This window comes from Spirochaeta dissipatitropha, assembly GCF_054657935.1.
On sequence record NZ_BAAHXT010000007.1, the window covers coordinates 203,388 to 216,331 of the forward strand.

At 43.3% G+C, this 12,944-nt stretch carries 11 protein-coding genes; 6 read left to right on the forward strand and 5 right to left on the reverse strand.

The genetic code is table 11. The features are described from left to right. Window positions 1–118 precede the first annotated feature (118 nt). From fabV to ACYQ2L_RS10630, 6 genes are read left to right on the forward strand one after another with little or no spacing between them, the layout of a single operon-like run. Complete coding sequence (fabV, locus tag ACYQ2L_RS10605; protein ID WP_460055193.1) at window positions 119–1,312, forward strand: enoyl-ACP reductase FabV; 1,194 nt, start codon at window positions 119–121, stop codon at window positions 1,310–1,312. A 39-nt stretch (window positions 1,313–1,351) separates the two neighbouring features. Further along, window positions 1,352–2,290 (forward strand): ribonuclease Z, encoded by a 939-nt coding sequence (locus ACYQ2L_RS10610; RefSeq protein WP_460055195.1) that lies wholly within the window; start codon window positions 1,352–1,354, stop codon window positions 2,288–2,290. Between the two features lie 11 nt (window positions 2,291–2,301). After that, the gene (locus ACYQ2L_RS10615) at window positions 2,302–3,255 is read left to right on the forward strand and encodes an ABC transporter ATP-binding protein (RefSeq protein ID WP_460055198.1); all 954 of its coding nucleotides are present in this window, start codon (window positions 2,302–2,304) and stop codon (window positions 3,253–3,255) included. Continuing rightward, window positions 3,252–3,992: an ABC transporter permease subunit gene (locus ACYQ2L_RS10620; RefSeq protein ID WP_460055200.1), complete on the forward strand. Its 741-nt coding sequence runs from the start codon at window positions 3,252–3,254 to the stop codon at window positions 3,990–3,992. The genes ACYQ2L_RS10615 and ACYQ2L_RS10620 overlap by 4 nt, the downstream gene beginning before the upstream one ends. Window positions 3,993–3,995: 3 nt before the next feature. Further along, window positions 3,996–5,561 carry a Gldg family protein gene (locus tag ACYQ2L_RS10625; RefSeq protein ID WP_460055202.1) on the forward strand — a complete coding sequence of 522 codons (1,566 nt, stop codon included), beginning with the start codon at window positions 3,996–3,998 and terminating at the stop codon, window positions 5,559–5,561. Continuing rightward, window positions 5,558–6,124, forward strand: a complete 567-nt coding sequence (locus tag ACYQ2L_RS10630) for a DUF4340 domain-containing protein (RefSeq protein WP_460055205.1) — start codon at window positions 5,558–5,560, stop codon at window positions 6,122–6,124. Before ACYQ2L_RS10625 ends, ACYQ2L_RS10630 begins: the two co-directional genes overlap by 4 nt. Before the next feature lie 17 nt (window positions 6,125–6,141). On the opposite strand, the gene ACYQ2L_RS10635 is transcribed toward ACYQ2L_RS10630, so the two are convergent. From ACYQ2L_RS10635 to ACYQ2L_RS10655, 5 genes are all read right to left on the reverse strand, one after another. Then, window positions 6,142–7,191 carry a hypothetical protein gene (locus ACYQ2L_RS10635; RefSeq protein ID WP_460055208.1) on the reverse strand — a complete coding sequence of 350 codons (1,050 nt, stop codon included), beginning with the start codon at window positions 7,189–7,191 and terminating at the stop codon, window positions 6,142–6,144. A 49-nt stretch (window positions 7,192–7,240) separates the two neighbouring features. Then, a complete protein-coding gene (locus ACYQ2L_RS10640) occupies window positions 7,241–8,905 on the reverse strand; it encodes a motility associated factor glycosyltransferase family protein (RefSeq protein ID WP_460055210.1) in 1,665 nt (554 codons plus the stop codon). Further along, window positions 8,898–10,364, reverse strand: coding sequence for a 6-hydroxymethylpterin diphosphokinase MptE-like protein (locus ACYQ2L_RS10645; RefSeq protein ID WP_460055213.1), 1,467 nt, complete (start codon window positions 10,362–10,364; stop codon window positions 8,898–8,900). Before ACYQ2L_RS10645 ends, ACYQ2L_RS10640 begins: the two co-directional genes overlap by 8 nt. Next, window positions 10,357–11,394 (reverse strand): hypothetical protein, encoded by a 1,038-nt coding sequence (locus tag ACYQ2L_RS10650; RefSeq protein WP_460055216.1) that lies wholly within the window; start codon window positions 11,392–11,394, stop codon window positions 10,357–10,359. The genes ACYQ2L_RS10645 and ACYQ2L_RS10650 overlap by 8 nt, the downstream gene beginning before the upstream one ends. A 25-nt stretch (window positions 11,395–11,419) precedes the next feature. Beyond that, on the reverse strand, window positions 11,420–12,944 hold a 1,525-nt coding region (locus ACYQ2L_RS10655; RefSeq protein ID WP_487247727.1), incomplete at its 5' end, for a hypothetical protein.

Below are 12,944 nucleotides of genomic sequence, written 5' to 3' on the forward strand. Positions count from 1 at the left end.
CCCTGATATAATCGGTTCTGCTAGCTTCGAGCACTTTAAAATCACCTTGTTTTTTTTGGTGCACTGTTTTAATGTAGGACGACTATTTTTTCTTTTTTACAGATATGGAGGGACTTCTATGGTGATTACACCAATGATAAGAAATAACGTCTGCCTGAACGCGCATCCGAAAGGTTGTGAGGAGCTGGTGAGGCAGCAGATAGAATATGTGAAAAGTCAGGGTGCGCAGACAAATGGGTTCCGCAGGGTCCTGATTATCGGAGGATCCGCTGGATATGGTTTGGCCGGGCGCATTTCTCTGGCCTATGGATGGAAGGCGGACACCTTGAATGTATCCTTCGAGAAGGAGTCAAGCGGGAAGCGGCCTGCCAGTGTCGGTTTGTACAATACAAAGGCCTTCGAAAAGGCAGCAAAATCAGACGGCCTGTATGCAGAATCAATCTATGGTGATGCATTCAGTAATGAGGTGAAAACTGCGACAGCAGCGCGGATTGCAGCTGATTTAGGTCAGGTTGATCTTGTTCTGTACAGTATCGCAAGTCCGGTTCGACCTAATCCGGAGACAGGTGATCTTTATAAGTCAGTGCTTAAACCACTTAATGAAACGTATACAGCAACTTCTATCGATTTGAAGACACGAAGTCTCTCGAAAGTCAGTATTGAGCCGGCTACAGAGGAAGAGGCTTTTGAAACAGTCAAGGTTATGGGCGGAGAAGACTGGCAGGATTGGATAAATGTGCTGCGAAGTAAATCTGTCCTCGCAGAGGGCTGTGTGACCCTTGCGTTATCATACATTGGACCGGAGATTACCCGGGCTGTATATCGTGACGGTACCATCGGTCAGGCAAAAAAACATCTAGAGGCTAGCGCACATGAATTGAACAAAATCATGGAAGATGTGAAGGGACGTGCATTTGTATCAGTTAATAAGGCCTTGATCACCAGATCGAGTGCTGTTATTCCAGTTGTCCCGCTGTACATTGGAGTTCTTACAACGGTTCTTCAGAAAAGAGGTCTTGATGAGAATTGCATACAGCAGATGTATAGATTGTTTGCAGATAAAATAGCTGGTGAACCTGAGCTTGATAATGAAATGCGCATCAGACTCGATGATTATGAACTTCGTGAAGATGTTCAGAAAGAAGTCATGGAACTGTGGCATAACCTGTCACCTGAGTCACTGGAAACAAGTGCTGACCTTGATGCTTATGAACGCGAGTTTCTTCAGCTTCACGGTTTTGGTTATGATATACTTGATTATTCCGAGGATGTTCCATTTGAACTAGGTTTTGATGATCTTTGGGTTCATTGACTGAGTTGATTTTCCCTGCAGATTCAAGGATGTAAATTTATGAATATGGAAGCTTATGTTCTAGGCAGCGGTGGTTCGATGCCGCTGCCTGGACGTCATCTCACATCCGTGCTGCTTCGCAGGGAGGGTGAGCTTTTTTTATTTGACTGCGGGGAAGGAACCCAGGTTGCACTTCGACGTCTGGGATTACGCTGGAAGAAGATCAGTGCAATATTTATTTCTCACACTCATGCAGATCATGTCACCGGCTTGCCGGGTATTCTGATGCTGAGCTCGCAGGTGGATCGTGATACTCCTTTATATATTTATGGCCCGCCAAAAATACGTGAATACATTGAGAGCAGCAGAAAAGCTCTGGATATGTATATCAACTATGAGATAGTTATCAGGGAAATCATGAAACCTGAGCTGCCTGAAGTTGTTTACAGCGGTGACGGTTTTTCAGTCAGATCATTTCCTGTGCAGCATTCACGCACATGCTATGGATATTCATTTATTGAGGATCCCAGAGCAGGAGTTTTTCATCCTGAGCGTGCTGTTGAACTAGGCGTACCTGTTGGGCATCTTTGGGGAAGACTTCAGAGCGGCCAGGAAGTAGAACTTGAGGATGGCCGGATTATAAAAAGCAGTGATGTTATGGGTGAAACCAGACGAGGAAGAAAGTTCACTTTTATCACAGACAGTTTGCCGGTACCGCGATTGTCAGAAGAGATGCGTAATTCTGACCTTGTAATCTGTGAAGGTATGTATCTGAATGAAGAAGCGGCCGCAGCAGCTGAGAAAAAGCATATGACCGGGGTACAGGCTGCCGAGCTCGCACGAGCCGCAGGAGATATCGGCAGAATGGGACTGGTTCATTTTAGCGCCAGATATACCAAAAAAGATATTCTGGCTATTGAAAAAGAAGCCCAGGAAGTATTTCCAAATACTTTTTCAGCCAGGGACGGGATGCAACTGGATATGCCGTACCTTGATTAGAGGAGCGGAATATGATTTCAGTATCGGAAATCTCAAAGAATTTCGGGGAGATCGCAGCGGTCAATAAGGTTTCGTTTGAAGCGAAGCCAGGTGAGGTGCTTGGTATCCTCGGGCCGAATGGAGCCGGGAAGACTACCATAATGAAAATGCTGACTGGATATCATTACCCCTGTTCAGGGGAGGTCCATGTTGGTGGTTTTCCCATTACAAGTCATGCAAATTCTGCAAAAAAAATTATAGGATATCTGCCGGAAAACGCTCCGCTGTACGGAGACCTACAGGTAAGCGAATTTCTTCGCTTTGCAGCAGGTATGCGAGGTATGAAGAGCGGTGAGATTGATGATGCTCTGGCACGGACTTTATCGAAATGCGGTATACAACGCGTCAGCAGGCAGAGAATTGATACCTTGTCCAAGGGCTACCGACAGAGAGTCGGGATCGCACAAGCAATTATTCATGATCCTCCAATCCTCATACTTGATGAACCTACGAGTGGTCTCGATCCTCTGCAAGTGCAGGAAATACGCCGGCTGATAATCGAATCAGGAAAAAACAAAACGGTGTTGTTTTCTTCTCATATCATGCAGGAAGTCGAGGCTGTATGTACCCGAATAATCATTCTTCACTTAGGTAAGATTATTGCTGAAGGAACGAGTGATGAGATAGCTTCCAGACTTAAAGCCGATACGGTTTATGAAGTATCGCTAAGCGGTGCTGACAGTAATACCATCCTCCGTTCACTTGAAACAGACAAGAGCTGTATCCGGGCAGAGCTGATCAGAAGTACTTCAGCACAGAGACATAGAATCAGAATATCTCTTTCGATTGATAATCAGGACGAGGCTGGAGCTGCGCTATTCAGATTTGCAGCCGGAAAAGGCTATGTTTTATCTGAGCTGACTCCTGTGCAGTATGGTCTGGAAGAAATATTTACTGCCTTGATGGCTGAGGAGGATATGCAATGAGACTGATAGTTTCTCTCAGGAATATCTTGCTTGTATTCAGGAAAGATTTCACCAGCAGCCTCTATTCTCCTGTTGCATATCTGGTTCTGATCTCGTTTCTGGTTTTTTCAGCTGCTTGGCTTTTTTTTCTTCAGAACTTTTTTGCGAGGGATACAGCTTCATTGCGGATCTATTTCGATATATTTCCCGTGCTGTTTGCTGTGTTGATTCCTGCTGCCACTATGCGTTGTTGGGCTGAAGAATTCAGACTAGGTACCGCTGAAATCCTCTTTTCCTTTCCGGCTTACGAGTCTGAGCTTGTCATCGGCAAATTCCTGGCAGCGTATTCTGTAATACTACTGGCTGTACTGATAAGTGTAAGTGTACCTGTCAGCCTCGTTACTTTTGGTAATTTTGATCATGGTCAGATCCGCACTGCGTATTTTGGGGTTATCCTTTTTACAGCCATGTATACAGCATTTGCTTGTTTGGTCAGTTCCCTGAGCAAAAACCAGGTCAGCTCTTTCCTCATTTCAGCAGCTGTTCTGCTTAGCCTGAATTTCATCGATCATGCATTGATATTTAGTAATATGCCGGATTTTTTTCGTTCATTAATACGCAGTGTTTCACTGAGTCATCGATTTGCAGACTTCAATAAAGGAGTTATCGACAGTCGGGATGTTGCTTTTTTTCTCACTTCAACTACGGCTTTTCTGTATCTGAATGTGCAGATTTTATTTTTAAGAAAATGGCGGTGAATCATGTATAAGAGTCAACGGTATTCACTCATTTCATTCATTCTGATTTTCCTTATTTTTGTGTTTATCTCGGTAATTGTTGGTCGTTATCCACTCCGGATTGATGCCAGTTCAGGTAAACATAATTCGATCAGTACGGTTTCTCGTCGAATCGCCTCTGATATATCTGATTATCTCAGAATTGATTTCTATATTTCTCCGAAGCTGAAGAACTTGAGCCCGGTTCCACAGGATATTATTGATTTACTTCAGGAGTATGTTCAGTTTTCAAAGGGCAGAATTGAACTTCATATTATTGATCCTTCCTCATCTGAAGTCGCACGTGAAGCTCAGAATAGTGGTGTTCAGCCTCAACAGATCCAGATCGTTGAGGATAATCAGTCGAGTATTGCTACAGTGTATTCAGGACTGGTTCTATCCTACGGTGACGAGATTTTTACCTTTCCTACTGTATTTAATGCAGACATAATCGAGTATCAGATAAGCAGTGCCTTACGACGGCTGGTTTTGAATAATGTTCCCCGGATTGCTGTGCTCTTTGGCACAGACGGCTTGAGTCTTGAAGGAACGCATAGGCTCTTTCATGAACACTTGATCCGGGATTATAATCTATTTGAACTCGAAAGAGGTCAGCAGATACCACCAGATACATCTTCTGTTTTCCTGATCGGGGCCGCTGATCTTGACACTGATTCAATTCGTTACCTTGACGAATATCTTGTGAACGGAGGGAAAATTATCGCTGCAGTTTCACCAGTTGAAATTGACCTGGATGCAGGAATGCATCCTGTTCCCTTGGGGGACTCAATAGCTCTGGAATGGCTTTCACATCATGGCGCTATGCTTGAACAGAATCTGGTTCTTGACCAAAGGAATCTTAGGATTCCAGTAGAGCACAGTAGTGGCGGTATCCAGTATCAGTTATATCAGGATTATCCTCATTGGATTGACATCTCTTCTGCAAATGTGAATCCTGACCATATCCTCACGGCTGATTTTATCGGCCTTGACCTGTTCTGGCCGGGTTTACTGAGACTTGTACCCGGACCATTCAGGAATACTGAAGTATTAATGCATGCCAGTCGTAATTCCTGGATTGTCGGATATCCTTTTTATATAAACCCCGATGAGGCGGATTCCTCAATCAACACAGCTGTTGAAAGAGATGGCAACTATATAGTTGCAGGTGAAATATCCGGCTCTTTTCTGTCCTTTTTCGGATCAAACCAGCATATTATGGAGAATCCTGTCGATAAAGGTGGACGATTACTGGTAATCGCAGACTCTGATTTCACCAGTGATCTCATACAGTTTGCTGAAAGCTGGCATAATACACAGTTCATTTCCATGATCGCTGACTGGATAACAAATGACTCTGATCTCATGGAGATACGCAGTAGAAGTCAGCGAACATTCCGATTAAATCTGATTCAGGATGAGAAACTTTTTCAGGCGAGGGCCAGATTTGTCACTATGCTGCATACCGTTTTAATTCCTATTAGTATCGCAGTTGCCGGTTTTCTGTTTCTCCTGTACCGGCGGAAAAAATTTACCGGAGATTTCTTGTGAACCGATATATAGATTATTTCGGTGTCAGAAATATCTCATATGCTTTTTGTGTTCTCCTGTTGGTGCTGATTGTGATATTTGGTAACAGATCGGTTGATTCCGACAACACCAAACTTTCTGCTCTTATTGATGACGGACTTCTACTGAATGCAGAAGAAATACATTTAACACATTATAACCAGCCATCTTTAATACTTAGCATGAATAATGGAGACTGGTTAATTTCTATCGAGGATGATTCAATCCGGCTACCTGCTCGTAATGACAGGGTGGAAGCTTTTCTTGACGTTCTGCAGGAATTGAGAAAACGCCGGAAGGTATCTCTATCATCCTCGGACTCTGACCGCCTCGGATTTGGTCAGCCCATAAGACTTGATGTCTACAGCCGCGAGGATTCCGTTTTACTTTCAGGTCTGTTCGGGTTTGTGAGCTCGAATTCCCGGGAGAAATACTTCAGATTCGAGGATTCCGAGGAGATTCTGGCAATCGATACTACTATATCTTTTTATCTTCACCAGGGGCTGGATTACTGGCAGGACCAGCGGATACTACAGGCTGAGTAAGGTCTGTGCTTTTATGACTATTTTGGCTTGTTTTCTGTAAGTGATGCTATGTAATTCCTGTATTTCTGTGGATCAGGTTCAAATCCGACAACTGTTTCATCATTTTGACGCGCCCTGTCCAGAGCCGCCCTGGCTTCCTTAAGCAGTGTCTTTCCATCCAGAAGGCGTCCATTGCGCGCGCTTATGCCGGCAAACCCACGTTCTGGCCAGTACTCCAGTACGGTTCTTGCCTCCTGAACTGCTGCATGGACATTGATACCCGGAAGAAGAATAGCATAGTTTCCTGACTCAATGCTGATAACCCTATCGGAGTCAGTGTACCTCTTTATCAGCCAGTTTTGAGCCGATGGCATTTCATCCTGATCAAATAAAAACAGCAGCATCAGACTCAGTTCGGTTTCCTGCATGGCTGATTCACTCAAATAGCGGTCGATTGTCGTCAGGCTTCCGTTCAGGTTTTCTGCAGGTTCTGTAGATGTCTCCCGCACTTGCTCGTTTTCCGTAAATGTTTCCGTGTACTGATCTGTTTCACCGTATAAGTCTGATGTCCCCGCAGCTGTGAATAACTGGATAAGAAATGAAATAAGCAGATACAAAGTATAGATGATACATATATATGCAATATAGCGGAAAATCTGCAGCAGGACATCGGAAGTTATGACTCGATATGTCATTTGAATTCTCCACGATGGGCTATCATCCAGTGATTGAATGCTTGATTCCAGATTCTCGTAAGTAATTTCATTCACCCGGTCTGTATGTACAGTCCAGATAAACATACCGTTTCCTGCATCATCATCAACGGCAAGTGAATGTATTGCAGGATATGAAGATATGAAATCCCGAATCCAGCGAGGAAACAGGTTCTGGTACCCGGTTTCATCATCCGGCAACTGTATCTCCCTTGCAAGGCCATTCCAGGTATGAACAAACTCCTGCAGTACTTCCTGTCCCTGATTGCTGCGAAGTGACCGTTCCTGATACAACAGGTAAACGCTTACTGAAATAGATGCAAGCACTGCCAATACAGTCATTGTATAAAATATAAAGGTCGAAGCATTCTTCATAGGCCAAGTATATATGCTCCAGCGGGTATTTCCAATAAAAAAAGAATATTTACGGATGTGCCTGCAGTGTTTTACGAATTTCTTTGAGTGTCCAGTCGATTGAGTGTTTTAGTAGATTTTCTACATCAGCCATTCCGACATTACGGAAATAGGATACCGAAGGGAAAATAGTCATCCAGACGTATAAATCCTCCTGATCTTGTTCAGTAAAAAATTGTGTTATATTTCTTTTGGGAACATTCAGACGCAGCAGCGCTGCTGAGTAAGCCTCAAGAAAATTTCTCCATGAATTATGTTTTCCCTTATGCCACCTGAGTAACGGCAGTTCATGTATAGATGAAACTCTTTCTGTATTTCCTGTCAGGGCAGAATAAGGTGATACAGCGCATACTTCGGCTGGAATACTCTCAATTAATCCATACAGGCGCTGCTGATAACTTCTTAAAGTAGGTGTAGAGTAAAATATTCCTTTTTCACATTTTCGTTTTTCTATCTTATGACTATCGAAGATAAATTTGCTCAGCAGTGATTCAGCATTATTTAACCGATTTTCATGTGACTGAAAATAGTTATACAGATAAGTTCCTTTGGCATATGTTTTTCCATCTGGATATCCGTAATCTGCTCCATAGATTGTAATCTTGTATGCACCAATAGAGGCCGCAAGTGAAACAGCTGCATGTGTTACATTTCCACCAGATGTATCTATGCTCGGGAAATACTTGAAATGGCTGTTTACATATTGGGAAAAAGGATGCCCGGATGAGAAGAAAAGGGGGTTCCTTACCTGACGAGTGAGTGTAGGCGGTGATGCCAGATCAAACATTACCGGAATGTCTGCAAAGATAGCCTGAAAAAAATGGTGGTAGGTCACGAGTTGGCAATCAATAGATAGAATTATATCCGGCCGGATATTGTGTGCTACCAGCCATGGCACTGCGGTGTCAGTGGCAATGCAGTAGGACTTTTCGGCTGCCGCACGAATCTCCTCACGGTACATATCCAGACTTGGTCCCGCGGCAATTATCATACAGTTCTTCTGTGGACTCAGAGTGCCTGTTGCATCTCCTGCTATTGCAAGATTTGCCATAGTGTTTGTCATCCATCTACGACCGAATCTGGTTTGTACTGCATAGTCATCAGATACAGCCTCAATGGTTTGCTGTATTGTGTTCATGACAGATTCGAATTCTAAATTAAGCATAGAAGTTCGCGATCTCAGAGGAATGCTTCGGATATCACCCATAATTGCTGGAATATACCGTTCAAGCAGGAAAGTCTTAAGTTCTGAATCTGAGGGATTGATAAATAGTCGCACACGAGAGTCCAGGAAAATATCTGTAACATCCATTTCAGAGAGCACAGTCCTGAAATAGGTGAAGTTGAAATCAATTACGATTACAGATTCTACCTTTGGGTTTTTTAGTAGTTCCCTGATATGATATCCACCTCCGAAACCCAGTACTATTATAAATCCACCTGTCTCTGCGGTAGCAGCAAGGCGAGTACCTTCCTTTTCGGGATCAAATTGTGAATGTAGCGGGCGGAACTTCCCTCCGATTCTGATATATGGAACGGATAATCCTGATTTTGCCTTTTCCACATAGCATTCATCAGTGATTGAGGCTTCGCCAATAAAAGTTGCTGAAGCAGCATTGAAACCTGAAAGGGCCAACAGGTTTTTGGAAAGCATTTCATTCGGGAAGTCACGCATTAATCAGATCCTTGAACCTATCAAGCGAAGCATTCCACATCTGACGTGCCGTATCTGCTGATTGGTTCGATTCTTGAGTCAGCGCCGGTAGTGCAGTATAAATCAAGGCATCTGTCGCCCTATGCATATAAACTGGAAGAGTATCAGTACTTATCCACTGATCCAGAAATTCTTCTACCTCTGAATCGAGAGTAAGAAGAAAATTATGAATCTGCTCTCTGGTATTCCGGTCTATTAACTGTTTACTACGTATAACCGGCATCCTCCTGACTCCTGCTGGTCTTATACTGCTGTATTCCTTCACTGTCTTACGGGGAAAACAGGTTGCGGATCCTGATAAAACATATATATCATTGTTTTTTTCTGACTGCGCGCAAAACCAGCCTTTGTAATATGCCATAGCTCTGGACGATTGAATTGAGCGATGGAAAATGCTGCTGCTAATTGGTTGTATTCTCGAACAGGTTTTCAACAGATATAAGGTCGAACTGTGATTCGCAGCATGTGTTTTGCCATGATATGTAGATAAATCCAGACCGGCAAAGAGTATGGATCTGAACCCCAAAGCCCGTAATAAATGCACAGCAGCGGCGGTAACAGTACCGGTAGAAGAAATGTCTGAAATGAAATCTGAACAGGATGAAAAAAGATCATTTTCTAAACTACCAGCAGTGCCGAAGAAAAATACTGGATTATTCAGATTTGAAGGAAGATTAGCCTGTATGGTCGAAAATACGGGGATGCTTGAATGGCCGCGTCTTGTTAATGAATGGAACAATCCGCCGGCATGAAATCCAGCATCACTTGTAATTATAGCGTCGGGAATAATTCCTCTTGATAAAACTGGATGCAGAGATGAAGAACAGCTTAGTATAAAGAGGTTATCGGAATACCTGCGGATTTCCTCAATATGCTCATCCAGACTGCTTCCCGGGGCAATTACCAATGCCTGTTTGTCCGGTAGCTCGAACTGGTGCTCCTTGATAGCTGTGAGGTTTCTTATGCTGTTTCCAATGAACTTTCTTCCATAAGATCCAAGAGTAATCAATTCCATCTGAACATTCTCTATTACCTGATGGATAATCTGCATGTAATCAGGACAGATAGTTTGCAGGAGCCTGCATCCTGGTGGCCAGAAGAGAATTGAGAATGAAGCAAGATCTCTATAATTCAATTTCTGAGTCAGATATACCGATAGTTCCAGATCATTATCAGGTTGGCAGTATTCACCTGACTCCAGCGTTGGAAGCCTGGGAGACGCCAGTATTGATATGATTCTGCTCCCCGGAAAATGTTTTTCAGCGGATCTGCTGATATACCCATAGCCTTCTCCAACTATAAGTATACATGCTGGTCTGTTATGTATTTCGTTAGTAATAAAGCGTTCAGCCTGTATCTCGGGATTATATGCTGAGTGTAAACTGACTGTGTCGATTTTGAACGAATTTCTGTCAGCCATGATCCGCTGAAATTGTGTCATTTATGATCGATCCAAGCTCATCAGGCAGAATTTCCATAAGCTTGATTCTTAGTCCTGCAGACACACAATCGGGCGAAATCCCTTTTTGTTGTATGCTTATCTGAATTGTTTCGGTCTCTGAATCAATAGCACAAAGTGCAAACTGAATTACTGCTTCCGAGATTATGTATGAAAATTGATGAAAGAGCAGGCTTCTGTTCGTACACGGTATCACTGATTCAGCAGAGTCGAGTACTGCATTGAGTGAGAATTTCACAGCATTGCGGCTATTCATTTTAGTTTTGCTAAGAAAGGTGAGTACTGGTTTCTTGAAGCCATTGCTACTGATTGGCCTGGAAAGAATTAGTTTATCGCTTAGTATCGGCAGGAGTAGATTGCAGATAAGAATCCTTGTATCGAACAGGTGTTCTGTTTCTGCAGCTGACGGAAGTGCAAACATTATTAAACCAGATAATCGAGAGGTAATAGTATCAGAAACTGATTTAGTCTGAGTTTTTCGTTGGATGGGAAATATCAGAAGGCAGCTGGTGTCATCTCTGAGGCCTGTACTCAACATAGCACACAGGTTGTTTGGCTCATGCTCATCAGCTCTAATTCTGACGGTTTTGCCTTGAAGTAGATCCCTGCCGACTGTATCTTCAAGAAAATCACCGGTCAAATGCAGTCTTCTGAGCGAAGTAGGGTCAATATTTTGACCTGCAGCGGGACTGTAAGAACTTGAAAAGGGATCTTCAAGCAGGAAAATACCAACTCTCCATTCAAGACATCTACATAAAATATTCAGGATATAATTTGCAGAAAAGAAACCGGATGGAACTGCATTTATTTCTTCGCTGATAGCCAGAACAATCTGTTCTGGCTCAAGCTCTGTGCTACTCTCCTGGAGAAGTTCACTGACAGATCTATGGAGATCTGCTGCTCCCATTGCTCTCTGCATCAGCGAAGGGCTGTCTATAGAGCGATGGGGTAGAAGATCGTTGTCCTGGAGAACTCTTTGCATTAATCCCATAAGAAGCTCGCCCGTATTGACGGAATCAAAGCCCTAATTCATCAAAGAGCTTTTTATAAACGATAAAATGTTCACTTCGTGCAAACTCCTGAATTTTTTCCTCAGGCAGGCTTTCCAGCAACTGATCCATATAACTGAGAATTGATCTGATTTCTTCCCGGAGGCCACTTGGTAGATCATCAGAATGCTCAGAGATCTCATGTTCTTCCTGCTCCTCTGCAGTGATTGAGGATTCGGGGAGGGCCGTACCGGAATCAGCAAGCTCCTCAACAGGTATCTCTGCTTCAAGACTATCTGATACTGTATCCTGTACAGGAGCTTCTACCTCTGGTCCTTCCTGTTCAGGCTCGGCAATATCGAAGTCACTGTCTATTTCAAGTTCGTCCAGTTCTTCAGTAATGCTCTCATCTTCATATTCTGCTTTATAGTTGTCGATATCTTCAAGTTCATCGTCGATATCCAGGCTTGCCATACTCTGTATCGAGTCATCTTCATCAGAAAAATCCATTTCTGCACTAGCCATTGAAAGATCGTCGTCTACTGATTCATCAGATAATGCGTCGATTTCTGCGTCTGCATTATTCAGAGCTTCTTCACTATCTTCACTATCTTCAGGGCTTTCTGTGAACTCTTCAAGTACTATGCCTTCGACAATATCTTCATCCTCAACATCGGGTAGAGTATCTTCGTAATCACTGATTTCTTCTTCATCATCTTCCTGAATAGTTTCACTATCTGATTGATCATTTATGACTTCAGTTTCGGTATTAAACTGTTCAGACTCAGTAGGTATTTCAATTATCTCATCATCATCCGGGGTATCTTCTATGATCTCTGTGCCTTCCAGATCATAATCCGGATCAACCGAGGTACCTGCTTGCTCTGTAAACTCTGCAGTATTGAGGATGTTTTCCAGTTCATCTCCTGTCAGAGCAATCGTATCATCATCATCGTCCTCAAAGAATCCTCTGGCAATTTCTTCACTCTCTTCAGTATCAATGGATTCGGTATCAATGGATTCGGTATCAATGGATTCGGTATCAAGCACAGGCTCCGAAACAAATTCTGATTCTTCCTGTTCAAGGCTATCCTCTGATTCTTCTTCTGCAGGGTAATCTATATCTTCCTGTATCTGTATCTGTATCTGTTGCTGTTGCTGTTCTTCGATCGGGTCCTCGATCGAGGTTTCAGAGGCGTTTTCTTTTTCCGACTCATCCGGATCCTGCTGCAGCGCTATCTGCGGTTGTGGCGATCTCAAATGAGAGAGTTCGAATTTCAGCGCAGCAAGTTCCTCGCGGATGCTGTGCAATTCTTTTTCGATTCCGGAAAAGGCAGCTTTTGACACCATTTGATTATCACCGGTTGTTTCTTCCTCTGATTCCTTCAGATAATCTTCATCAGCTTCTTCAATTGGAGGGTTAATATAGGGTTCTTCTACTACTTCAATATCAAGCTCGTTCGGATCAAAGGAAGAAGCATAATCGGCATCCGGTTCATCAAGGGCTTCCGGTTCATCAAGGGCTTCCGGTTCATCAAGGGCTTCCGGTTCA